The organism is Cylindrospermopsis sp. CR12, assembly GCF_001432185.1.
Lineage (GTDB): Bacteria > Cyanobacteriota > Cyanobacteriia > Cyanobacteriales > Nostocaceae > Raphidiopsis > Raphidiopsis raciborskii.
The window spans coordinates 39,976-63,356 of the sequence record NZ_LMVE01000086.1; the positions used below are offsets into that span (position 1 = coordinate 39,976).

Below are 23,381 nucleotides of genomic sequence, written 5' to 3' on the forward strand. Positions count from 1 at the left end.
GGTTGGATAAATTTAATTGTTGCTGATTCTTGCCAGGGCCCTTTCTACGCACTGTAATGCCTGATTGATATCAGTATCTGTAACAATTAGGGGAGGTACAAACCGAACTACCTTGGGACCTGCTGGTACCAGCAACAACCCCTCTTCCATAGCAGCTCTGACTACATCCGATGCGGTTAAGGGACTATCTTCCCTAATTTCCATACCATTAATTAGTCCCCAACCGCGTACCTGGGAAATATGGCGAGGATATTTACGGACAATCATTTTTAGTCCTTCCCGTAAATGGGCTCCCTGCTCCTGAACATTCTCTAAAATATTTTCCCTTTCCAAGGTCTGGCACACTGTCAAAGCTACACCGCAAGCAAAAGGATTGCCACCAAATGTGCTCGCATGTTCCCCGGGTTCAAAAATGTCACAGAACTTTTTGCTCATCATGGCCCCAATGGGAATACCTCCACCTAACCCCTTGGCACTGGTGAAAATATCCGGTTCCACACCTAAATGTTCGTAACCCCATAATTTACCACTGCGTCCCATTCCTACTTGGACTTCATCGAAAATTAATAAAATGCCAGTTTCATCACAAATTTCCCGTAAGCGTTGGAAATACTGCTTGTCACCAGGACGAACTCCTCCCTCCCCTTGTAATGGCTCAATTAAAATTGCACAAACTCGATAGTTACCTTCATCTAACTCACTCACTGCTGCTTCTACTTCTTTGATATCATTGTAGTTAATATAATGGAACCCAGGAACTAGGGGATCAAAGTTTTTCTGATATTTGGGTTGTCCGGTAGCTGTGACGGTGGCTAGGGTTCGACCATGAAAACTAGCATGAGCAGTTAAAATAATGGGGTGGGCAATGTCTAGAACTTTGTGAGCATATTTCCGGGCAAGTTTAATCGCCGCTTCATTAGCTTCCGCTCCAGAATTGCAGAAAAACACCCGGTCAGCACAGGAGTTTTCTACTATCCATTTAGCCAGTGCCCCCTGTTCTGGAATATAGTAGAGATTGGAAACATGATGTAGCTTTTGAATCTGGTAGGTTACCGCTTCTACCATAGCCGGGTGGGCGTGTCCTAAAGTACAAGTAGCTATACCAGCAACAAAGTCAAGATATTCTTTACCCTGGGTATCCCAAACCCTACAACCAGCACCCCTTTCCAGAGCGATGGGAAAACGTCCGTAGGTGGACATCACTACTTGGTTAAAATTATCCACACTAAATACATTCATACCTGATATATTTGAGGGGATTATTGGCTGTTCAACTAAACTTTGGATACTCACTACCGCACCTCCAATAAATTTTTAGTCCTAAATACTTTGCCAGTTTTTCCGGAAGATTTCAAAATTATCCATTATTCTCTATATTATTGTAAAGGGTCGATAAAAGTTTCATTAACTTTTAAATTTTTAGTTTTTCTGACATTTTGGTCTTTAATTTCTGATTAACTGTGTACTCCACACTGGAAGATAAATATAAACAGATTCAGCAAGAGCTAATGGTTGGTGCTTTAGCTCTGGTTCTGGTGTTTTTTGTTGGTACTTGTTGGTATTGTTTAGTGGAAGGGTGGTCGTGGGAGGATGCTGCTTATATGACCGTAATTACCTTGGCCACTGTGGGATATGGAGAAACCAATCCTTTAGGTAGTCGGGGGCGTTTATTTACTATTGCCTTGATATTAATGGGTGTAATTAATATTGGTTACATAGTTAATAGGTTTACACAGGCAATAATTGAAGGTTACTTTCAACAAGGCATTAAACTTCGACAACGGAGGCGTTTAATGGAATCACTAGTAGATCACTACATTATCTGTGGTTTTAGTCGTACAGGTAGACAAATTGCTAAAGAATTTCAGGCCGAGTCCGTGTCCTTTGTGGTAGTTGATTCTGATATGGAATCCGTACAGCAGGCGGAGTCCCAGGGTTATATGGTCTATCAAGGTGATGCTACCCTGGATGATACCTTGTCGAAGGTGGGTATACAACGTGCTGTTTGTATTGTGGCAGCCTTACCCTCTGATGCTGAAAATTTATATACCGTATTATCAGCAAAAACCCTCAACCCTCAAATTAGGGCGATCGCCCGAGCGAGTACGGAGGAGTCTTTACAAAAACTACAGCGTGGGGGAGCTGACACGGTAATTTCACCATACATCACTGGGGGTAAAAGAATGGCAGCAGCGGCGTTAAGACCCCAGGTACTAGATTTTGTTGATGGTATACTTTCGGGGACGGATAGACAGTTATACATGGAAGAATTTTTACTGGACGGTGATTGTCCATTCCTGGGACAGACTCTACAAAAGGCAAAATTGCGATCGCAAACTGGTGCTTTAGTATTAGCAATTCGGCGGAGTGATGGAAACTTGATTGGGGGACCGACGGGGGATACAATATTAATATCCGGAGATACCCTGATTTGTATGGGTACGGCGGAACAATTACGGGGTTTAAACCAAGTTTTAGCTCCGATGAATTCCCGAGAGTTAAGACGTCCAAAACATATTTAGGGGTATTTAGAGGTGAGGTAGTTCATTATCAACTTCCATCCAACCATGTAAGGGAGCAATAGATTTAATGGCCGATAGGATTACTTCTGGTGGCGCACTAGAAAGTAAAACGCTGGGATAAACAGCGGTACCCCACTGGGGATGAACTAAGACACAGCATTTATTTTTAATTACGGGATAATTTAGCAATGCTTTAGCAACTGCAGTGTCATCATGGGGAATCAGACCCGGATGGGAAAGTAAGGGATAACCCGTGCGGGGATCAATTAAATCGGTAGTATAACCTTGATCTCGTAAATTGAAAGCCACGTCACAACCGAACCTGATAAACTTTTCCCGCAATTTTTCTTTTTCTGTTTCTATTTCCCCAGTCATTTCTACCAGTGGATATTTTGATTGTTGTAATACAACTATCACCCATAAGAATTGTTGTTGTTTCCAATCTGGCAATATCTGTTCGCAGTTGGCACAGATATATTGACTGGGGTTATGAATGGAAATGTACACAGCTTGTCCTGTTTTGCCAACTAAATTAATAGGATAGCTGGGATCGGAAGTGCGAACACTTAGAGAGTTGACCACATTTAATCAGTTTTTGCAATTTTGTTTTTTAATTGTCTATGATCATAACTCTGAAGACTGCTCAAAAATCAACTTTCCCATAATCATCATCAAGTTCAGGCAAAACTATCTCAACTGCACCTAATTCAGTTTTAAAGCATTAACTGGTACTTCGTCCCAGGTTTCTACCGTGCGCAACTTTGCTATCCAACCAGCAGCTTTTTGTCCTTCCGTTAAGCTATGGCTAAAGGAGTTATGACATTCTTTAGCCTGGTCTTCATCACAACAAGCTATACAAGCATGAATCATCCCCGAGGGATCGATCTGCTCATTCACCCAAATTTTCATAAATACCTCCCCTATTTATTGATGAAATTTTTTTAAGCCCTACACTATATATGGTACAGCAGTTTGTTGGTAATGGATATATACTTTATCTCCTCATCAACGCAGTTGACCATCTTCCATATAAATGATTCGATCTGCTATATCTAAAATCCGATTGTCATGGGTAACTAGTAAAATCGTGCAACCCTGTTCTTTAGCCAACTTTTGCATTAGTTCCACCACATCCCTTCCTGATTGTTTATCTAAGGAAGCAGTTGGTTCATCCGCTAGTACTATTTTGGGATGACTGACTAATGCACGAGCGATCGCAACTCTTTGCTTTTGTCCTCCTGATAAACTTTCTGGATAGTAGTTGACTCGATCGCCTAGTCCAACTTGCTCTAACATTGCTATGGCTTTAGTATTAATGTCTTGATTTAAATACTCAGGGTGCAGTTCTAAGGACATTTTTACATTCTCTTTTGCAGTTAAAAAGCTCATTAAATTATGAGCCTGGAAAATGTAGCCTATTTGTCTGCGCATTTTGGTTAAGACTCTCTTACTAGCACCACAAACCTCTTGGTTGAGTATTTGCAATCTGCCTTCTTGTGCAGAACGTAAACCACCCATTAAGGATAAGAGAGTGGTTTTACCTGAACCAGAAGGACCTGTCATAATTACAATCTCTCCAGATTTAATCTGTAAATTAATATCAAATAGAACTTGTTTTTTTAAAGCACCTTCACCAAAATAATGATTGAGTTGAGAAACTTCAATTACTGTCTGAGTTGCTATTTTTGCATCGTAGGTAATTCCTAACATGACATTCTCCTTGTTTAAGAAATATCTAAAAAATATCTGCCGGGTCAGCAGAACGAAGTTTCCCTAGGGCGATCGCTCCAGAAATACTACACATAATTACCGTTAAAATAAACACATTAATTGCCCGTTCAGCTTTCATAGTTATGGGTAACATGGTAGCGACAAAAGTTAGTTGATATAATCCCAAAGAGAGGAATAATGAAGGTAAATAACCCAGAATAGCCAAAAATAAAGATTCCTGGATCAAAACTCCTAAAAGATACCAATCAGTGTAACCCATAGCCTTGAGGGTGGCATATTCGGGAAGATGGTCAGAAACGTCAGAATAAAGGATCTGATAGACAATGACAATACCAACAATAAAACCCACCCCTACACCCAAACCAAAAATGAAACCAATCCCTGTGCTAGTGGCCCAGTAATTCTTTTCTTTTTGGGCAAAATCCTCTGTTGTGCCCACTTCCACAAACGGGCTATTAGGATCGGGGTTCAACCCAATTTTCAGTTGTGCCTTTAATTTCTGGATATCTGTACCGGGTTTTAAATTAATTAGTCCCACTTCAATTTGATCGGGTTTGCGTTGGGGAAATAATCGTAAAAATGTGGAGTCACTAGCCACCACATTGCCATCAGCTGCAAAGGAAGCACCATTACTAAATAAACCCCTCACGCTGACCAAATTATTATTCAGTTCCGTTTGAAAGTTACCGGTTTTTTGAAAAATTTTACCAACCTCACCATATTCGGGACGACCAGCTTGGTCAAACATAATATGATTGAGTGATTTGAGAGTATCTTTATTTTTTTCTACTTCGGGAAATCTCAATCCAGGTTGATAGGGATCAACTCCCCAAACCAAAATTGGTCGATCAATTCGTGTTTGAGGATTACGCCATTGTGCCGTACCAATGTAAATGGAATTAACCGATGCTACCCCCTCATAACCTAGTGCTTGATATAGTTTATCTCTAGAAAAACTTTTCGTGGAAAACAAGCTATTAAATTGAGGATTAATTAACACTAAATCTCCCAGCAATTTGCGATGGGGTTGAATTGCTGCATCAAATAAAGCACTTTCAAATCCCATCTGGATAAATATCAACATATCAGCAAAGGTAATACCCGCCACAGCAACTGCCAATCGGGTTCTTTCTTTCATGAGCTGTCGCCACGCCAAAGGGGTTTTAAGAAAAAGTTTTGATATCATGGACGCTACACATATTTAAGTGAAATGGCATAATTTAATAGAGTATAGAAACGGATGAACTAGGTAGAAACAAATTACAGTTCAATTGCCGTTTGCACTTGTAAGTTAGTTAGTCCAGCAACCTTTTTGCTATCCTGGGGGGTGAGGCGAATTTTCACCTCAACCACTCGACTGTCTAGATTTTCACCAGGTTGGTTACTAAACACATTTTGACGATTGACTTGTAAACCAATTTGAATCACATTACCTTCTAATTTCTCTGATAATGTAGGACTCATAATCTTGGCTTTTTGCCCAATTTTGACTCGACTGATATCAGTTTGGTAAACTTCTGCTACCACTGACATTTTCTCCGTCTGGGCAAAATCCGCAATACCTGACGCGGTAATTTTCTCACCCGCACGAGTATGAATTTTCAGAATTCTACCACTCATGGGAGCGCGAATAAAAGCTGATTCCAGATCTGTGTTGGCACTGTCAAGAACTGAAACAGCACTTTCAAGTTCTGTTCTGGCTAAGTTCACATCTACAGCACGAACCTCGGCAATACTATTTAGTGTTTCCTCAGCTGCCCTAATTTGTTTCGCACTAGTGGTACTAATTCTATTTAGTTGTACCCTAGCTTCCGCCAGTTGTTTACTAGCAGTAGTATTAATCCGTTCCAAAATCGCCCTAGCTTCGGTTAATTTTTGTTCGCTGGTCTCCACATTTAACCGTTTACTGTCAATTAAAGAATTAGAAACTGCTCCTTGGGAATATAACTGTTGATAACGTTGATATTCCGATTTAGCATTTTTCAGTTCCGCAGCCAATTGTCGAATATTTGCCTCCTGAGCAGTTCTATCACCTTGCCATTGAGCTTCTATCCTAGCAATAGTTTGTATGTAAGCATTTTTGTTGCCTTCATACTCTGCCTTTAACTTTTCTACATTCGCTTTTTGTGATTGAATCTCTCCCGGTTTAGCACCAGATTTAATCTGCTCTAATTTAGCTTGAGCAACCTTTACTTGTTTTTGCGCCCTTTCAACAGCACTTTGTAATTTATCCCGGGAATCTAATATGGCAATTATCTGACCTGCTTTAACCGCATCACCCTCTTGAAGGAGGATTTTTTCCACCCTGTCCCCATCTAATGCTAGGGGTGGAGATAATTTAATCACTGGTGTTTCCGGTTCCAATCTCCCCAATGCTGTTACCAAAGTGGGAGTAGGTAAAGTTTCCTCCACTTCCCCAGTGGTAGCACTACTGGCCTTGATAGAATGATTGAAAGTATAGGTCGCAACTCCTCCACTGACGGTGGCTACTGCTAAAACCAACAGAATTAGTCTTTTCAAAAACCCCCCTAGGTAAAGTTACTATAAATCATAAGATGGCTACTATCTTAACAGATTTTCTAAAAATTTATCAAAAATTTACATTCTCTGGTGGATGTTGGCTGGATATGGGAACAAAATCCAGCCAAAAATATCTACATTAGTAGTAACGGCCTATATTTTTTGAGATCGGAAAATGTCTAAGGGAAAACAACAAGCAGATAATACTTTAACTATAAACAGCAATAATTCACCCCGGAAATATTGGAAACAAGGGTTGACCTCCCTATCCCTAATATTATTAGGTTCGGGGATTACTGTTACAGGTGGTTATCTAACAAATAATCAGGAAGCTTTGACCAAGAGTGCATCTAAGCTTGGGGTGGAGAGTGTTCATGCTGCACCACTACCAGGAAATACGGACAGTAATTTTGTGACTGAGGTGGTTCGGAAGGTTGGTCCCTCCGTAGTCAGAATTAACTCTTCTCGCACGGTGAGAACTCAAGCACCAGACGAATTTGAGGATCTACGACGCTTTTTCGGTTCCAGAATACCACGCAGGGAAAATAGGGTAGAACGGGGCGCTGGTTCAGGTTTTATCATTAGTAATGATGGTCGTATTCTCACTAATGCTCATGTGGTAGAGGGTGCAGATAGGGTAACTGTCACCCTCAAAGATGGAAGAACCTTTGAAGGTAGAGTATTGGGAGCAGACCAACTCACGGATGTGGCGGTGGTGAAAATCGAGGCTAAAAATCTACCAACAGTTACTCTAGGTAACTCGGAACAGTTACAACCAGGACAATGGGCGATCGCCATTGGTAATCCTTTAGGACTAGATAACACGGTAACAACAGGTATTATTAGTGCCACTGGTAGATCCAGTAATCAAGTGGGGGTTCCCGATAAGCGGGTCGAATTTATTCAAACTGACGCTGCAATTAATCCAGGTAATTCCGGTGGTCCGTTGCTAAACGCCCGAGGAGAAGTGATTGGTATAAACACGGCTATTATTCAGGGTGCACAAGGATTAGGATTTTCAATTCCCATTAATACGGCACAACGTATTTCTAATCAAATAATAACCACAGGTAAAGCTCAACATCCCTATTTAGGAATTCAGATGGTTTCCATCACCCCAGATTTAAGACAAAGAATCAATTCCGATCCTAATAGCGGGTTGACCGTGAGTGAAAATCAGGGAGTATTAATCATTAGGGTTGTTCCCAATTCACCTGCAGCGAAAGCTGGAATACGCATTGGAGATGTTATTGTTAGGCTAAATGGTGAAGTGATCACCGACAGCTCTGCTGTACAGAAAGCTGTAGAAGTGGCCCAAGTGGGAGGAAATTTACGTCTGGACTTGCGTCGTAATGGACAAACTATCAATATTGCAGTCAAACCGGGAATTTTTCCCACTGGCATGCAATAGATCAACAAACTACTCTACGGATTTATTTGTGGAGTAGTTTAGTCTGTTGCTTACCGATCCGGCGCTAAGTAGGTAAATATATTAATTTCAACAACTGACAACTGATATAAGAGATCGTCAAACCCAACAGTACTAAAAGTAGAGGAATAACCGTATCTGATCGCAGTTGACGGGTTTTGAAAATTTTTACACAAGATATGGGAATAATCATAGGCCAGAAAACAGTGGTCACTAAGGATATAATTAGTGATAAGAACTTCTCTTCCGGAGTTGATGCGGGGTGACGGTGAGAGAATGTAAACCAATTGGCAAAAAAATAGCCACCCATTAGGGTGTAGGTAATTACTAATGTTAATTGTAATTGATTGGTCAAGTCGTGTATCACAGTCTCCATGTATTGTACTTATATAGCTTGAGCCAAAACGTTGTAAACACAGGTTTAATGGGTAAAAGGCCAGGTTGCTGCAGGTGGCTATAGCTTTTATGCACCGCTCCACGCCTAGTTTACTAAAGTCGCGAACATATAAGCCCACCTACAATATTATACACTATATTTGGACACAGTCAAGAGACCTGGACTAATATCGGGTGTTGAAATCTCCATCAAAGATGAGAAGTGGGCGAAGAACGATAATTGTAACCAAATTGGGAGTCTTTCTGGATGTATTGTTTAATGCTATCAAAATCAATAAAATAATCTGCCACATCAATGAGACTATCGCTAGTCATAGTTTGCAGACCTATAACTTCTACCCGCGATCCTAAACTGGTGACAGCATTAACAGCGTAGGCTAAATCCCCATCCCCACTAACTAGTACAGCAGTATCATAATAAGGAGCTAAGGTAATCATATCCACAGCAATTTCCACATTGAGATTGGGTTTTTTACCACTTTCCGTAAGTGCAATTATATCCTTAGTTACCACTCGATAACCATTACGACGCATCCACAACAGAAAACCTTGTTGTTTCTCCTTGCTAGTATCAACTCCAGTATAAAAGAAAGCTCTTAATAGTCTAGAAGTTTGAGTTAAACGACATAATAATTTAACATAGTCGATTTCAATGCCTATTTGAAGAGCAGCATGAAATAGATTGAGACCGTCGATAAAAATAGCCACCCTACCACGATTGAGATCATCACTCATGTCTGCTCCCTGAGATGTTTCCTGGGATTTAGTATCCCTAACCCTGGTGGTAGTTTTTGTAGCTGGTGTGACCGTTGTCCCTTGCCAATGTGGTTTTTCTTTTAATTCCTTATATTCGTTTGTTTTTTTGTTATTTGCGAAACTCATTGATACCTCTAGTTTTAAATTGGGATGTTTGGTAGTTTGTTATGTGATATTTTGGTAGTTAGCACTCATAAATCAGGGGGGTCTTTATTTCAATATTATCCAAACCAAACCTTTAGGCTAATTTTTGTTGCTTACTTTAACTAAAGTTTTTATAAAATTTTCCTCCCCAGTAGATATGGCCCAATTGTTCACTTATCACATTGATGGGGTGGGAAAAATTAAAAAAAAATTAAAAAAATAGGAGAGTCAAAAAATTAACCGGGAATTGCACCTTGGATAGTGAGGACTGAGCAGGGAGCATGATGTAGAACATAGTTGCTCACACTACCCAAAACCACCTCACTGATTCCCCTTCTTCCCCTACGTCCCACAATAATTAGGTCAGCAGACCAGCTTATAGCTTGTTCACAGATGACACGACCTGGATCCCCAACGGTTTGGAGCATTTCAGCCTTTACCCCCCTACTAATAGCAGTTTCCATTAGGGATTGGATCCATTTTAGTCGTTCTTGCTTATGTTCATCCCAGGCCTGCATATACTTGTTCATAGTTTCTCCATACAGGGAGGGGTAGATGGTTTCCGGTTGAAGAAATATGGGGTTGAGGTAGGGATCTTCTAGGGGAGACAGAACATGAAGTAGCATGATTTCAGAACTGCTCACTTGAGCCAAAAATAGAGCTTGCTCAAATATATTTTGGCTTTGATCCGGATTTTCTAAAGCAACTAAAATTTTATGCAACATAGTAATTACTCCTTGGGATAGATCTAAAATCTACACTCCCTGTGGTTTTTATGTGAGAAGGTTAGAGATATATTAGCCATACTAATCATTTTTGAGGGAAACAACAACTTTCCACAACTTTCAAGGGTGGGAAATTGTCAGACCCACATAGACTCCCAGATATACCCCCCAGATATACCTAGTAGTAGGAGTTGATGCTGATGAAATTTCATAATCGTATTCAAGCTGGAAAGATGTTAGGGGAAAGTCTAATAGATTACGCCAACCACGAAAATCTACTAGTATTAGCACTACCCCGTGGTGGTGTGCCCGTAGGTTGGGAAATTGCCAAAGCTGTGAATGCTCCCCTAGATGTTTGTATCGTCAGAAAGATTGGTGTGCCCGGACAAAAAGAATTAGCTATGGGTGCTATTGGTGCTGGGGGGGTTAGGGTATTCAATCATGATATAATTGCTACCTTGGGGATAGATAGAGATGTGATTGAAAAGGTTGTGTCTCAGGAGTTGGAAGAGCTAAAGCGACGGGAACAAACCTATCGAGGAAATGCTCCACCAATTAAGGTTGAAAACAAAACAGTCATTTTAGTAGATGATGGTATTGCTACCGGTGCGACTATAAGAGCAGCTATTGCTGTTCTCAAACAGCAAAAGCCCAGCAAAATTGTGGTAGCAATTCCTGTAGCATCAGCAAGTACCTATAGGGAATTGGAGTCGGAGGTAGATGAGGTAGTGTGTTTACAGACTCCTGAGTTTTTTTCAGCAATTGGATTGTGGTATGAGGATTTTTCTCAAACTAGTGACCAGGAAGTTTGTGAAATTTTAGGCTATTATATTTAGATTAAGTGGGTGAGTGGAATTAAATATTAAGATCAACGTAGGTTGGGTTGAAGTATGAAACCCAACACCCCCATGGGTTAATCCATTCTACAAATAATTGTACCTCCCTACTTAATGAAAGTTGACATCTTCATAAAGTTCAGTCATTTTTGCCTGGAATTGAATAGTAGGGAAGAAAAATGATGTTTCTTCACCTGTATAGTATTGTAAAGTCCAAAGTCCTTGATCATTCCTGCGGAAACACTCAACTCGCGGTTTTTTAGGACTAATTAAAATGTATTCTTGTAAAGTGGGTAAAGTTTGATAGTCGGCAAATTTGTCACCTCTATCAAATAATTCCGTAGAGTCAGATAAAACTTCAATAATTAAACATGGGAATCTTTTATAAGCTGCTGTTTCTTGGTCACGAGAATCGCAAGTCACCATAATATCAGGATAGTAAAATCTGTTTAACGATTCGATTCTAGCTTTCATATCCGTAATATATACTCGACAACCAGAACCCCTAAGATGATTACGCAGCAGAATGAATATATTTCCAGCTATGGTTACATGAACATCCAGGGCACCGGCCATAACGTAAATATTTCCATTAATATACTCATGTTTAACCTGACTATTTTCTTCTAGTTTTAGATATGCTTCTGGAGTAATATAAGTGTTACGATTAGCAATCATAATTAATAGCTCCCCTAATTATAGTTTTTTATAGTTTTACTGAAAGTTGACATCTTCATAAAGTTCAGTCATTTTTGCCTGGAATTGAATAGTAGGGAAGAAAAATGATGTTTCTTCACCTGTATAGTATTGTAAAGTCCAAAGTCCTTGATCATTCCTGCGGAAACACTCAACTCGCGGTTTTTTAGAACTAATTAAAATGTATTCTTGTAAAGTGGGTAAAGTTTGATAGTCAGCAAATTTGTCACCTCTATCAAATAATTCCGTAGAGTCAGATAAAACTTCAATAATTAAACATGGGAATCTTTTATAAGCTGCTGTTTCTTGGTCACGAGAATCGCAAGTCACCATAATATCAGGATAGTAAAATCTGTTTAACGATTCGATTCTAGCTTTCATATCCGTAATATATACTCGACAACCAGAACCCCTAAGATGATTTCGAAGAATAGATGCAAGATTAAGAGCAATGGTAACATGAACATCTAGGGCACCCGCCATGGCGTAAATGTTTCCATCAATATACTCATGTTTAACCTGACTATGTTCTTCTAGTTTTAGATATGATTCTGAAGTAATATAAGTGTTACGATTAGCAATCATACTTAATAGTCCCCATTAGTAGTCCTCACAATTCATTTAGTCTTGTTACATTCCAAATTCCAGTCTAACTCCGCTGCAACTTGGTGAGCTAATTCTAAAGGATTAAAGGGTTTAGCGATCGCACTTTTAATACCTAACTGGGAATAACGACGACGATCAGCAGCTTGGATTTTTGCGGTTAACAAAATGACCGGAATTGTTTGGGTTGCTGGATTGGCTTGTAATTTTTTAAAAGCAGATAATCCGTCCATATCAGGCATCATCACATCTAATAGAATTGCATCTGGTTGATGATTCTCAGCTTGCAAGATTCCCTCCTTACCCGAACTAGCTGTTAGCACCTCCCAACCTGCAACGGTTTCTAAACAAATCTTAGCCACTTCTTGAATATACTGCTCATTATCAACCACTAAGATGCGCCTTTTCATAATCTATGACCTAACCCTGGTTATTGCTTAGTTGTAATTCTCTGTAACAGGTCCATAACTCTTTGCTCAAACTCCTGAGTGGTGACCCTCCCCTTGGTAAAAAACTCCGTATGTCCCAATTTTAACCGATGACGTTCTGAATCGTCCAGGTCTTTTGCAGAATAGACAACCACGGGGACACTAAACAGTTGATCATGTTGTTTCAACCAATCAACAACCGTAAAACCATCAGCTTCCGGGAGGATCAAATCCAGAATTAGTAGGTCAGGATTAACCTTTTGACTCAGATGAATTGCTTCCCTACCAGTTTTGGCAATGAAGGTTTCAATGTCATGTCTACCGAACAAGGTTGCCAAAAGATCTGCGAGGTCATGATCATCTTCAATAATTAATATCTTCAGCTTTCTTGAGGGTTCAAATACAACTTTCCTTAAAGAGTTGAACAGGTCAGTTTCTTCCACTGGTTTACTTAACCAATCAGCAAACTTGACACCTTCTGAATTACTATCTTGTTGATAGTTGGAATTATTTTGACTCGATTTATAAACACTACAAATGACAATTGGTATATCTTTAGTGTCCGAACACTTTTTCAATCCAGCCATGGTTTCCCAACCATTCATTCCTGGCATAACTAAATCTAGTAAAATCACATCTGGATGTTGAATAACTGCTTGAGCGATCGCCTGGTCACCACTAGCTACTGTAAGTACCCGATATCCCCCTTGTAGTAGGAGATTTTCTAATTCCTGGCGAGTGATTGCATCATCATCACAAACCAAGACTAAAGGAGAATTAGCATCAGTAATTATGGATGTTTCATAGTCTAATTGATCGGTGACCAAACCCTGTAAATTAGCTCTATCATAAACAGTTAAAATTGGTAGAGTAAAATAAAAACTGCTACCTTCGCCCAAAACACTTTTGACCCAAATTTTGCCCCCATGTTGTTGAACAATACTCTTACAAATTGCCAGACCCAAGCCAGTACCATCATGATTGCGAGAATCAGAAGAGTCCACCTGTTGAAACCGCTCAAAAATACTTTCTAATTTATCTTCTGGTATACCTCTTCCAGTATCTTGCACAGTTACCAACACCTGGTCTTTTTGTAATTCGGTCATCAAATAAACCGTGGATCCTGGTTCTGAAAACTTAATGGCATTACTGAACAAATTAGTTAAAGTTTGAATTATCCGATCTGGATCTGCCCATAATTGAATAGATGAAATATTAGATGAACTATTAGAGTTATGAATAGATAAACTTACACCTGCTTTATCCGCTAAAGGTTGCATGATATTGATAGCTGAGTTGATCAAATCTCGCAAATCACAATTTTCCCGTTCCATTTTGACCTTACCCGACTCAATGCGTTCAATATCCAGAATATCATTAATTAATCTAACTAATCGCTCCGTACTATCGGTGGCAATTTGCAGCAACCGTTTACCCTGTTCTGAAGTAGTAGAGAGTAACCCACTGGTCAACATTCCTAAAGAACCATGAATAGATGTCAAAGGAGTCCGCAACTCATGACTCACAACAGAGACAAATTCATCCTTCATTTTTTCCACCTGCTTGCGCTCAGTTATATCTCGCAAGATGACGGTGTACACAGATTCTTGACCAAGATCTAATTTAGAAATTGAAGCTTCTGCAGGAAATTCTGACCCATCTTTACGACAACCAAATATTTCTTGTCTTTCTCCCATTCTGCGAGCGTGAGCAGAAGATTTGCCAAATTTATATACGTGATTATGATGTTCCTGAGCAAAGCGTGTGGGTAATAATAAATCTAGTTTTTGTCCTAAAACTTCCCCAGCAGAGTAACCAAAAATTTTTTCTGCACCTTGATTAAATAAGGTAATCTGTTGATTACTATCAATGGAAATAATTGCATCATCGGCAATACTTAAAATGGCTTCAAACCGATTTTCTGAAATCCTCAAAGCGTCTTGAGTACGTTTTTGTTCATCCAGTTGTGATTGCAATTGGCGATTGACATTAATTAACTCAGCTGTACGTTCATTAACCCTCAGTTCTAGTTCATCTTTAGTTTTGTGCAATGCTAATTCTGTCTGCTTACGTCTGGTAATATCACGGGCGACAATTTGTGCTGCTGGTTGATTTTGGTAGTTGAGAAATGCACCAACCATTTCTACGTAAATTATTTTCCCATCCGCTTGTAAAAATTTAACTTCATGCAAGGGAATCAATGTTTGACTTGTTTTCAGAGATTTGAGATTTTCTTCAATTTCTTCCCTGTGTTGTGGATGGACAAATTCTAGAAATTTCTTACCTAATAGTTCCTCTACTGAATTAACTCGCAGTAGTCTCACTGCAGCACTGTTAACGAAAACTAAGTCATCTTGACTAACAATGAGAATTGCCTCTGGATAAACTTCTACTAAGTTATGATAGGTTTCAACAATAAATTTGTTATTCTCGTTAATTTGATTGGTCTTTTCATATCGATTACACTCCATAATTTTCAGCAATCTCACTCTTTCCAAGCGATTCAGAATACGATTGACTAGCTCGGACACAATAATTGGTTTATTAACAAAATCATCAGCTCCTACACTAAATACCTGATTGACAATTTCTGCATCGCTATGAACTGTCAAAAACAAAATCGGTACTTCCCTACCTTGATCATGATTGCGAATCATTTTACATAATTCAATACCGCTCATACTAGGCATTTCAATGTCTAATATTAACATGTCAGGCTGAATTTTTTCCCAAGTTTCCCAAAACTTTCCAGGATGATTAAGGGTAATTATTTCTAGTCCCCAAGGAGTCAACAGTAACTGTAATAAATCTAAAGTTTTTAAATCATCATCTACCACTAATATTTTAGTTTTGTTCACTGTTGGTGTGATTTCATTATCGATGTTTCTTTCAGGGAATAATTCCGGTTGTTTTTGACTATTATCAGGAGCGGTAATTTGCTGATTTTTCTTATCAATTTCTCGCCTTAGTGATTTGACCCAACTTTGTAATTTAGGTTGTAGATTAATCATTTCTGCTACTGTTAAATTAGCAGAAGATTGGAAGAAATTCTCAATTTTTTTTGCCAATTCTGAAGCATAAGGTAAGCCAAATGTACCCAGAGAACCTGCTAAAGTGTGTGCTTCTCTAGTTGCTCGTATTAATAGCTCTAAATTAAAAGTTCCTTGGGTACGGGCAATATTTTGTGCAGCTGTTTCTATAAGGGAAATTTGCTCTTCTATCCTACCGCGAAATCGTTGCCAAATTTCTTCAAGTTTCTCAATTGTCCGCTCATTTTTTGATTGATGATTTAATTCATGGTTGGATCTACTTTCTTTTAGTTCCTCATGGTGATTATGGTCATTTTCTTGTGGCTTTAGACGATATCCAATACCATAAACTGTTTCTACTAAATCATGAGGTGCGCCCACTGCTTTTAACTTCATTCTTAAACCCTTAATATGAGTCCGCACAGCGTCTTCCCCCGGTGTGTCTTCATAAGACCAAAGATGATCTAAAATCATTCCACAGCTAAATACTCGACGATTATTTCGCATCAGAAGTTCTAGTAGAGCATATTCTTTTGGGGTGAGTGAAAGTTGGTCTTGTTGATATGTAACTTCACAACTACTAGGGTCTAATCGCAAACCTCTCCACTCTAATACAGGCTGGGAATTAACACCGCCACGTCTTAATAATGCTCTTACACGAGCTACCAATTCTTCTTCATCACAGGGTTTGACTACATAATCATCCGCACCAGCATCTAAACCAATAGCTTTATCGTGAGAACTATCACGCCCTGTCAATAATAAAATTGGCACTCGCCGACCACTAGAACGAATTTTTTTACATAAGCTAATTCCATCGAGTTTTGGTAAAACAATGTCTAGTAGTATCAGGTCATACTCATAAGTTTCTACTAAATCCCAAGCAGTCTTACCATCATTTGCTAATTCTACAGCATAATTCTGTTCTGTGAGAAAATTAGTCAGGGTATATGCAATTAGTTCATCATCCTCAACTACTAAAATCTTCATGTTAAAAACCTCCTTTAAACATTGTAATTAGAAATAATCAGAATAAATTTACCTACGACAGAGTTAATAGTCAAAATTCAGTACAAAATTTTAAGCTATGTATAGCTATAGAGTTAAACATGTGAAAATTCTTAACTTAATTATTAAAGCTGGACAAGAAATAAAGGAAAGATATCAACTTTTAGATATAGAGCAAACTGACTAAAAATGGGCATAATAACTAAGAAGTACAGAAAAGGTAGAATCATCACCAAATGGCTTGATCTAGGTCTTGGAACATTTACAGTCATGGACAGTCATGGATAGTTAAAATGTTTATTCCCTTAACCATAATTTCCTCACAAGTTCCTCACATTCTTTAGCTACAACCATAAGTGTAGACCTAGATCCCAAGCTAGGAGTTAAAAATTAACGAATTGTAAAGATAAATGCTAAGAATTATAAAGGAAACCTACATCTTCTTACAAATAGGAACTGGAATGACATAAAGAGGTACTTTGTAATGGTTGATAAGTTATAAAGGAGACATCAATGCTTAGTAAAATTTTGGTGGGGTTAGACCTTTCTAGCACAGGTGAGGAAGTATTTCAACAAGCACTCAACTTAGCAAAATTGACATCGGCTGAGTTAATGCTAATACATGTCCTATCACCAGAGGAAGATGGCATTCCGGATACCATGATGTTTTCTCAGATTGATTACTATCCAGCTTGGACTGATGAAAGCATGGGAATTTATTTGAAGAAATTGGAAGCCTATAAAGAAGAAGGTTTGGAAATGTTGCAAGGTTTTTGTGCGCGGGCAAATACAGAAAACATTAAAACCGAGTTTTCCCAGAATGTGGGAAATCCAGGTAAGGTGATTTGTCAAGTCGCTGGGGCGTGGGGTGCGGATTTAATCATCATTGGGAGACGAGGAGTTTCTAAAATCACTGAGTTTTTTATGGGTAGTGTAAGTAATTATGTGTTGCACCATGCACCCTGTTCTGTACATATTGTCCACCATCCTGATAAGAAATCATGAAAACCACAGTTCCAGTTCGCGTCAATCATGTTGAGCGTGGGGACAAACGTTTGAGAATGTTGGATACAGCCATCAAACGCTGTCAATATCAACAGGATGCACTGATTGAAATTCTCCATCGAGCAACGGAATTATTTGGGTATTTAGAATTAGATTTACTGCTGTATATCGCCCGTGAGTTAAAATTGCCACCTAGTCGGGTATATGGAGTAGCAACATTTTACCATTTATTTTCCTTGGCACCAAAAGGTAAACATAATTGTGTAGTTTGTACAGGTACAGCTTGTTATGTGAAAGGTGCCCAAGGAATTTTAACCACCGTGGAAACATTCATCCAAATTAAAGCGGGAGATACCACACCAGACGGAGAAATTTCCTTGATGACTGCTAGATGTTTAGGTGCTTGTGGTATTGCACCAGCAGTGGTGTTTGACGGTGAGGTTTTAGGTAATCAAACTGCACAATCAGTCTGTAAAAAAGTGGGAGAATGGCAACATGGAACTACATGAATTATTGGAGATTGCTAGGGCAGAAAATTCTCAGAAGAAACCTATACAAATTCGCTGTTGCACTGCTGCAGGTTGTTTGTCTTCTGGTTCCCAAGCAGTGAAGGAAAATTTATTGACATCGCTTAAAGCAGCAGGTTTGGAACAGCAGGTGGAAGTGGTAGGTGTGGGTTGCATGCGCCTTTGTTGTCAGGGTCCTTTAGTGGAGATAGATGAGAATAAAAGTCATAAAATTACACTTTATCAACAAGTAACGCCCCAGGATACACCAAAGGTAATTGATTCTATCAAGGGAAAAAACACCACTTTAAAACAGCAAGATTTACAACATCCGTTTTTTACTAAACAATTGCCCATTGTTTTAGAAAATAGTGGTCGGGTAGATCCAGAAAGAATTCAATCTTATATTGCAGCTAATGGTTATCAAGCTCTCTACCAAGTGCTGCGAGAAATGAAACCCACAGAAGTAGTAGAAGTTATTACTAAAAGTGGATTAAGGGGAAGAGGTGGTGCTGGATATCCCACGGGTTTAAAATGGGGAACGGTAGCAAAATCGCCAGGTGCAAAAAAATTCGTGATTTGTAATGCGGATGAGGGAGATCCAGGCGCATTCATGGATCGTAGTGTGTTAGAAAGTGATCCCCATCGAGTTTTAGAAGGAATGGCGATCGCCGCTTATTCCATTGGTGCTAATCAAGGTTATATTTATGTGAGAGCGGAATACCCCATTGCGATTAAACGTCTGGAAACTGCCATTCGTCAAGCACAAAGGTTAGGGGTATTGGGAACAAATATTTTTGAATCACCTTTTGATTTTAAAATCGAAATTCGCATTGGTGCAGGTGCTTATGTTTGTGGTGAAGAAACCGCATTAATGGCTTCAATTGAAGGTAAACGTGGTGTTCCCCATCCTCGTCCTCCATACCCTGCTGAATCAGGTTTATGGGGTTACCCTACATTAATTAATAACGTGGAAACCTTTGCTAATATTGCTCCTATTATCAGAAATGGGGCGGAATGGTTTGCTAATATTGGCACAGAGAAAAGTAAAGGGACAAAGGTTTTCGCCCTAGCAGGTAAAATCCGGAATACAGGTTTAATTGAGGTTCCCATGGGGACAACCCTAGGGGAAATTGTGGAACAAATGGGTGGTGGTATTCCTGATGGGGGTATGGCCAAAGCGGTACAAACAGGTGGACCATCGGGAGGATGTATACCAGCATCAGCATTTACTACACCCGTAGATTATGAATCCTTGTCTGCTTTGGGTTCTATGATGGGTTCTGGGGGAATGATTGTGATGGATCAAACTACTAATATGGTAGATGTGGCACGATTCTTTATGGAGTTTTGTATGGATGAGTCCTGTGGTAAATGTATTCCCTGTAGGGTGGGAACGGTGCAACTCCATGATTTATTAACCAAGATTAGTAAGGGAAAGGGAACACAAAATGATTTACATCTGTTGGAAGAATTATGCGATATGGTGAAACACACCAGTTTATGTGGGTTAGGTCAGTCTGCACCCAATCCTGTTTTTAGCACCCTGCGCTATTTCAAAGAAGAATATTTAGCTTTAATTAATCGATAGAAAACAAATCAATTATCAGACAATTATGACAGTAAAGACTTTGACAATTGATGGGCAAATGGTCAGCGCTCACGAGCATAATACCTTATTAGAAGCAGCACAGGAGTCAGGTATACATATTCCCACACTTTGTCATTTAGATGGTGTGGGAGATGTGGGTGCTTGTCGTCTATGTTTAGTAGAAATTGCTGGGATGAATAAACTTCTACCTGCTTGTGTGACCAAGGTTTCTGAGGGGATGGAAGTCACAACTAAAAGCGATCGCCTGCAAAGGTATAGAAGAACAATTACTGAAATGCTATTTGCAGAAGGGAATCACACCTGTTCTGTATGTGTAGCTAATGGTAATTGTGAATTACAGGATTTAGCCATAGAAATGGGCATGGATCACGTGCGATTAGCTTATCAGTTTCCTCAGCGGAGTGTTGATACTTCCCATGAGAGATTTGGCATAGACCACAATCGCTGCGTTTTATGTACTCGCTGTGTGCGGGTATGTGATGAAATTGAAGGTGCCCACACTTGGGATATGGCGGGTAGGGGAACAAATTCCCATCTGATTACGGATTTAAATCAACCCTGGGGAACTTCTCTCACCTGTACTTCCTGTGGTAAATGTGTCAATGCTTGTCCCACTGGAGCTTTGTTTACTAAGGGTGTAAGTGTGGAAGAAATGAAACATGATCGCGGTAAAATAGAATTCTTGGTCACAGCGCGAGAGAAACAACAATGGAACTTTTAGTGGTTAGCATCTTACATATCATCAATTAAACATTATGGACAAAATCAAATTAGCAACCGTATGGTTAGGTGGATGTTCTGGATGTCACATGTCATTTTTAGACCTAGATGAATGGTTAATAGATTTAGCCACTCAGGTAGATGTAGTTTATAGCCCTATTGCTGATATTAAAGAATATCCAGAAGGGGTGGATGTGGTATTAGTAGAAGGAGCGATCGCCAATGAAGAACATTTGGAGATAATCCACAAAATTAGACAGAGGACAAAAACCATTATTTCCTTTGGAGACTGCGCAGTTACAGGTAATGTGACCGCCATGCGCAATCTAACAGGGACTGCCAATGTAAGTTTACAATTAGCCTATATAGAAGGAGCAGATGTAAATCAAAAGATTCCCCACTCACCAGGAATTGTACCACCTTTAATTGATCGAGTTGTTCCAGTTCATAACATAGTTGATGTTGATATTTATTTACCAGGTTGTCCACCTTCAGCTACAAGAATCAAAGCAGCACTAGAACCATTATTAAGAGGAGAAACACCCCCCATGGTAGGGAGAGAAATGATTAAATTTGGATAACCTAAATAAATCGAGATGAATCAACTTAACTCAGGAGGTAGAGAATGTTAAAAGCAGCAGATGTCATGACCAAAGATGTGGCGACAATTCGCAGTTCTGCTACCGTAAAAGAAGCTGTTGATTTAATGAAAGCTAGAGATTGGCGAGCATTAATAGTGGATCGTCGTCATGGACAAGACGCTTACGGAATAGTCACGGAAAGCGACATAATTTATAAAGTTATAGCTTATGGCAAAGAAACAAATAAAGTCCGTGTTTATGAAATAATGACTAAACCTTGTATAGTGGTTAATCCAGAACTGGGTTTAGAATATGTAGCCAAATTATTTGCTCAATATAATCTCCACCATGCTCCAGTGATTAGTGGTGAATTAATGGGAATAATCTCATTGACAGATATTTTGGTAGGAAGTGTTACCCTAGAAAAACCCCATACAATTCTTTTGGAACAGCAATTACAAGATGAAATCAGAAAAGCGCGAATTGTTTGTAGTAATAAAGGTATTAACTCACCCGAATGTGCAGCTGCTTGGGATGTAATAGAAGAAATGCAGGCTGAAATTGCCCATCAAAGGGTTGAGAAACCTGCAAAAACAGCATTTGAAGAATTTTGTGATGAGTTTCCAGAGTTTCCAGAAAGTAGAATGTACGATTTATAAAACCAGGTTGCCAAAAAAATCATGAAAAAAATAGTTATTGATCCTGTTACCCGCATTGAAGGACACGCCAAAATTAGTATTTATCTCGACGATGAAGGTCATGTAGATGATGCACGGTTTCACGTAACAGAATTTCGCGGATTTGAAAAGTTTTGTGTTGGTCGTCCTTTTCCAGAAATGCCAGGAATTACAGCTAGAATTTGTGGAATTTGTCCGGTAAGTCATTTATTAGCATCGGCAAAAACTGGGGATAAAATCTTGTCTGTCACTATTCCGGAAGTAGCAACAAAATTGCGTCGTCTCATGAATTTAGGACAAATAATTCAATCCCACGCATTGAGTTTCTTTCACCTCAGTGCCCCAGATTTATTATTGGGTATGGATAGTGAACCAGCCAAACGAAATATTTTTGGTTTAATTGGCACCGATCCGGAATTAGCTAGGGGTGGAATTCGATTACGACAATTTGGACAGGAAATTATTGAATTATTAGGGGGCAAAAAAATCCATCCCGCTTGGGCCGTCCCTGGTGGTGTTAGTGACCCTCTCACATCGGAAAATCGTACCCACATACAAAACCGCATTCCCGAAGCTAAAGCTACGGTTCTTAATGCTATAGGTTTATTTAAAAACTTGCTAGACAACTATCAAAAAGAAGCCCAAACCTTTGGCAATTTTCCCAGTTTATTTATGGGATTAGTAACTGCTCAAGGTTTGTGGGAGACCTACGATGGTCATTTACGTTTTGTAGACAGTGGGGGAAATATTGTTGCTGATAAATTAGACGTGGATAATTATCATGAATTTATCGGTGAAGCAGTGCAAGAAGACTCCTATTTGAAATCTCCCTATTATCGTCCTTTAGGTTATCCCGATGGCAAAGATCATTGTCGTTTAGATAGTGGAATGTATCGGGTTGGACCTCTAGCTAGATTGAATATTTGTAGTCAAATTGGCACTCCATTAGCAGATCAGGAACTACGGGAATTTCGCAGTTATGGTAGTGGAACTGTGAAATCTTCTTTCTTTTATCATTATGCGCGGTTAATTGAAATTTTGGCTTCTATTGAACACATAGAAATTTTATTGGATGACCCTGATATTTTGTCAACCCGTCTGCGAGCTGCTGCTGGAATTAACCGATTGGAAGCAGTGGGGGTAAGTGAAGCACCAAGGGGAACCTTATTCCATCATTATCGTATTGATGAAAATGGTTTAATGCAGAAGGTGAATTTGATTATTGCTACTGGTCAAAATAATCTGGCAATGAACCGTACAGTTGCTCAAATTGCTCGTCATTTTATCCAGGGTAGTCAAGTTCAAGAGGGAATGTTAAACCGGGTCGAAGCTGGTATCAGGGCATTTGACCCCTGTTTAAGTTGTTCTACTCACGCTTTTGGAAAAATGCCTTTAGTCATAGACTTAGTAGATAGAAATGGTAATGTGGTCAATCAAGTTTGTCGTAATTAGATTTG

The 23,381-nt window shown here is 39.3% G+C and carries 23 protein-coding genes; 10 read left to right on the forward strand and 13 right to left on the reverse strand.

From position 1 onward, the window contains the following. Nucleotides 1–12 precede the first annotated feature (12 nt). Entirely contained in the window at nt 13–1,293 is a 1,281-nt protein-coding gene (locus tag ASL19_RS09850; protein ID WP_040008583.1) for an aspartate aminotransferase family protein, read from the reverse strand. A gap of 167 nt (nt 1,294–1,460) precedes the next feature. Between ASL19_RS09850 and ASL19_RS09855 the strand changes: the two genes are divergently transcribed. Beyond that, the gene (locus ASL19_RS09855; RefSeq protein ID WP_304437816.1) at nt 1,461–2,522 is read left to right on the forward strand and encodes a TrkA family potassium uptake protein; all 1,062 of its coding nucleotides are present in this window, start codon (nt 1,461–1,463) and stop codon (nt 2,520–2,522) included. Between the two features lie 6 nt (nt 2,523–2,528). Here ASL19_RS09855 and ASL19_RS09860 read toward each other — a convergent pair whose 3' ends face one another. The 5 genes from ASL19_RS09860 to ASL19_RS09880 all read right to left on the reverse strand — a co-directional run bounded on the left by ASL19_RS09860 (nt 2,529) and on the right by ASL19_RS09880 (nt 6,773). Continuing rightward, nucleotides 2,529–3,104 carry a methylmalonic aciduria and homocystinuria type D protein gene (locus ASL19_RS09860; protein WP_006276656.1) on the reverse strand — a complete coding sequence of 192 codons (576 nt, stop codon included), beginning with the start codon at nt 3,102–3,104 and terminating at the stop codon, nt 2,529–2,531. Between the two features lie 120 nt (nt 3,105–3,224). Continuing rightward, on the reverse strand, nt 3,225–3,431 hold the full coding sequence (locus ASL19_RS09865; protein ID WP_057178199.1) for a hypothetical protein: 207 nt from the start codon (nt 3,429–3,431) through the stop codon (nt 3,225–3,227). Between the two features lie 96 nt (nt 3,432–3,527). Beyond that, nucleotides 3,528–4,232 (reverse strand): DevA family ABC transporter ATP-binding protein, encoded by a 705-nt coding sequence (locus ASL19_RS09870; RefSeq protein WP_006276658.1) that lies wholly within the window; start codon nt 4,230–4,232, stop codon nt 3,528–3,530. Nucleotides 4,233–4,257: 25 nt separating this feature from the next. Continuing rightward, nucleotides 4,258–5,439, reverse strand: a complete 1,182-nt coding sequence (gene devC, locus ASL19_RS09875) for an ABC transporter permease DevC (protein ID WP_072149120.1) — start codon at nt 5,437–5,439, stop codon at nt 4,258–4,260. Between the two features lie 74 nt (nt 5,440–5,513). Then, the gene (locus tag ASL19_RS09880) at nt 5,514–6,773 is read right to left on the reverse strand and encodes an ABC exporter membrane fusion protein (RefSeq protein WP_057178200.1); all 1,260 of its coding nucleotides are present in this window, start codon (nt 6,771–6,773) and stop codon (nt 5,514–5,516) included. A gap of 175 nt (nt 6,774–6,948) precedes the next feature. On the opposite strand from ASL19_RS09880, the gene ASL19_RS09885 reads away from it, so the two are divergent. Beyond that, nucleotides 6,949–8,184: an HhoA/HhoB/HtrA family serine endopeptidase gene (locus tag ASL19_RS09885; protein ID WP_057178201.1), complete on the forward strand. Its 1,236-nt coding sequence runs from the start codon at nt 6,949–6,951 to the stop codon at nt 8,182–8,184. Nucleotides 8,185–8,248: 64 nt separating this feature from the next. Here ASL19_RS09885 and ASL19_RS09890 read toward each other — a convergent pair whose 3' ends face one another. The 3 genes from ASL19_RS09890 to ASL19_RS09900 all read right to left on the reverse strand — a co-directional run bounded on the left by ASL19_RS09890 (nt 8,249) and on the right by ASL19_RS09900 (nt 10,223). After that, nucleotides 8,249–8,578, reverse strand: coding sequence for a hypothetical protein (locus ASL19_RS09890; protein ID WP_057178202.1), 330 nt, complete (start codon nt 8,576–8,578; stop codon nt 8,249–8,251). Nucleotides 8,579–8,787: 209 nt separating this feature from the next. Continuing rightward, nucleotides 8,788–9,480, reverse strand: coding sequence for an NYN domain-containing protein (locus tag ASL19_RS09895; RefSeq protein WP_006276663.1), 693 nt, complete (start codon nt 9,478–9,480; stop codon nt 8,788–8,790). Between the two features lie 254 nt (nt 9,481–9,734). Next, nucleotides 9,735–10,223 carry a universal stress protein gene (locus ASL19_RS09900; RefSeq protein ID WP_006276664.1) on the reverse strand — a complete coding sequence of 163 codons (489 nt, stop codon included), beginning with the start codon at nt 10,221–10,223 and terminating at the stop codon, nt 9,735–9,737. A gap of 194 nt (nt 10,224–10,417) precedes the next feature. On the opposite strand from ASL19_RS09900, the gene ASL19_RS09905 reads away from it, so the two are divergent. Next, a complete protein-coding gene (locus ASL19_RS09905) occupies nt 10,418–11,059 on the forward strand; it encodes a phosphoribosyltransferase (protein ID WP_057178203.1) in 642 nt (213 codons plus the stop codon). A gap of 111 nt (nt 11,060–11,170) precedes the next feature. Here the strand turns inward: ASL19_RS09905 and ASL19_RS09910 are convergent, their stop codons facing one another. Genes ASL19_RS09910 through ASL19_RS09925 form a run of 4 tightly spaced genes read right to left on the reverse strand, consistent with a single transcriptional unit; the run spans nt 11,171 to nt 16,805 of the window. Further along, nucleotides 11,171–11,737, reverse strand: a complete 567-nt coding sequence (locus ASL19_RS09910) for a Uma2 family endonuclease (protein ID WP_057178204.1) — start codon at nt 11,735–11,737, stop codon at nt 11,171–11,173. 36 nt (nt 11,738–11,773) lie between these two features. After that, nucleotides 11,774–12,340 (reverse strand): Uma2 family endonuclease, encoded by a 567-nt coding sequence (locus ASL19_RS09915; protein WP_057178205.1) that lies wholly within the window; start codon nt 12,338–12,340, stop codon nt 11,774–11,776. Nucleotides 12,341–12,372: 32 nt separating this feature from the next. Continuing rightward, nucleotides 12,373–12,768: a response regulator gene (locus ASL19_RS09920; protein WP_057178206.1), complete on the reverse strand. Its 396-nt coding sequence runs from the start codon at nt 12,766–12,768 to the stop codon at nt 12,373–12,375. Nucleotides 12,769–12,788: 20 nt separating this feature from the next. Then, complete coding sequence (locus ASL19_RS09925) at nt 12,789–16,805, reverse strand: response regulator (RefSeq protein ID WP_057178207.1); 4,017 nt, start codon at nt 16,803–16,805, stop codon at nt 12,789–12,791. A 531-nt stretch (nt 16,806–17,336) separates the two neighbouring features. Here ASL19_RS09925 and ASL19_RS09930 point away from each other — a divergent pair. Genes ASL19_RS09930 through ASL19_RS09960 form a run of 7 tightly spaced genes read left to right on the forward strand, consistent with a single transcriptional unit; the run spans nt 17,337 to nt 23,376 of the window. Further along, nucleotides 17,337–17,828 (forward strand): universal stress protein, encoded by a 492-nt coding sequence (locus tag ASL19_RS09930; RefSeq protein WP_057178208.1) that lies wholly within the window; start codon nt 17,337–17,339, stop codon nt 17,826–17,828. Then, on the forward strand, nt 17,825–18,337 hold the full coding sequence (gene hoxE, locus ASL19_RS09935; protein ID WP_057178209.1) for a bidirectional hydrogenase complex protein HoxE: 513 nt from the start codon (nt 17,825–17,827) through the stop codon (nt 18,335–18,337). The genes ASL19_RS09930 and hoxE overlap by 4 nt, the downstream gene beginning before the upstream one ends. Beyond that, nucleotides 18,324–19,925 (forward strand): NuoF family protein, encoded by a 1,602-nt coding sequence (locus ASL19_RS09940; protein ID WP_057178210.1) that lies wholly within the window; start codon nt 18,324–18,326, stop codon nt 19,923–19,925. Before hoxE ends, ASL19_RS09940 begins: the two co-directional genes overlap by 14 nt. Nucleotides 19,926–19,950: 25 nt before the next feature. Beyond that, nucleotides 19,951–20,667 carry a bidirectional hydrogenase complex protein HoxU gene (gene hoxU, locus ASL19_RS09945; protein ID WP_057178211.1) on the forward strand — a complete coding sequence of 239 codons (717 nt, stop codon included), beginning with the start codon at nt 19,951–19,953 and terminating at the stop codon, nt 20,665–20,667. Between the two features lie 34 nt (nt 20,668–20,701). Continuing rightward, entirely contained in the window at nt 20,702–21,247 is a 546-nt protein-coding gene (locus tag ASL19_RS09950; RefSeq protein ID WP_040008589.1) for an oxidoreductase, read from the forward strand. A 44-nt stretch (nt 21,248–21,291) separates the two neighbouring features. Next, nucleotides 21,292–21,906: a CP12 domain-containing protein gene (locus ASL19_RS09955; RefSeq protein ID WP_057178212.1), complete on the forward strand. Its 615-nt coding sequence runs from the start codon at nt 21,292–21,294 to the stop codon at nt 21,904–21,906. A gap of 21 nt (nt 21,907–21,927) precedes the next feature. Further along, the gene (locus ASL19_RS09960) at nt 21,928–23,376 is read left to right on the forward strand and encodes a Ni/Fe hydrogenase subunit alpha (protein ID WP_057178213.1); all 1,449 of its coding nucleotides are present in this window, start codon (nt 21,928–21,930) and stop codon (nt 23,374–23,376) included. Nucleotides 23,377–23,381: the final 5 nt, after the last annotated feature.

Coding starts and splice junctions, on each gene's coding strand:
- ASL19_RS09920 (WP_057178206.1), bottom strand. CDS start 12,768: ATGAAAAGGCGCATCTTAGTGGTTGATAATGAGCAGTATATTCAAGAA.
- ASL19_RS09915 (WP_057178205.1), bottom strand. CDS start 12,340: ATGATTGCTAATCGTAACACTTATATTACTTCAGAATCATATCTAAAA.
- ASL19_RS09910 (WP_057178204.1), bottom strand. CDS start 11,737: ATGATTGCTAATCGTAACACTTATATTACTCCAGAAGCATATCTAAAA.
- ASL19_RS09905 (WP_057178203.1), top strand. CDS start 10,418: ATGCTGATGAAATTTCATAATCGTATTCAAGCTGGAAAGATGTTAGGG.
- ASL19_RS09930 (WP_057178208.1), top strand. CDS start 17,337: ATGCTTAGTAAAATTTTGGTGGGGTTAGACCTTTCTAGCACAGGTGAG.
- ASL19_RS09885 (WP_057178201.1), top strand. CDS start 6,949: ATGTCTAAGGGAAAACAACAAGCAGATAATACTTTAACTATAAACAGC.
- ASL19_RS09955 (WP_057178212.1), top strand. CDS start 21,292: ATGTTAAAAGCAGCAGATGTCATGACCAAAGATGTGGCGACAATTCGC.
- ASL19_RS09900 (WP_006276664.1), bottom strand. CDS start 10,223: ATGTTGCATAAAATTTTAGTTGCTTTAGAAAATCCGGATCAAAGCCAA.
- ASL19_RS09890 (WP_057178202.1), bottom strand. CDS start 8,578: ATGGAGACTGTGATACACGACTTGACCAATCAATTACAATTAACATTA.
- ASL19_RS09895 (WP_006276663.1), bottom strand. CDS start 9,480: ATGAGTTTCGCAAATAACAAAAAAACAAACGAATATAAGGAATTAAAA.
- devC (WP_072149120.1), bottom strand. CDS start 5,439: ATGATATCAAAACTTTTTCTTAAAACCCCTTTGGCGTGGCGACAGCTC.
- ASL19_RS09865 (WP_057178199.1), bottom strand. CDS start 3,431: ATGAAAATTTGGGTGAATGAGCAGATCGATCCCTCGGGGATGATTCAT.
- hoxE (WP_057178209.1), top strand. CDS start 17,825: ATGAAAACCACAGTTCCAGTTCGCGTCAATCATGTTGAGCGTGGGGAC.
- ASL19_RS09940 (WP_057178210.1), top strand. CDS start 18,324: ATGGAACTACATGAATTATTGGAGATTGCTAGGGCAGAAAATTCTCAG.
- hoxU (WP_057178211.1), top strand. CDS start 19,951: ATGACAGTAAAGACTTTGACAATTGATGGGCAAATGGTCAGCGCTCAC.
- ASL19_RS09925 (WP_057178207.1), bottom strand. CDS start 16,805: ATGAAGATTTTAGTAGTTGAGGATGATGAACTAATTGCATATACCCTG.
- ASL19_RS09870 (WP_006276658.1), bottom strand. CDS start 4,232: ATGTTAGGAATTACCTACGATGCAAAAATAGCAACTCAGACAGTAATT.
- ASL19_RS09960 (WP_057178213.1), top strand. CDS start 21,928: ATGAAAAAAATAGTTATTGATCCTGTTACCCGCATTGAAGGACACGCC.
- ASL19_RS09950 (WP_040008589.1), top strand. CDS start 20,702: ATGGACAAAATCAAATTAGCAACCGTATGGTTAGGTGGATGTTCTGGA.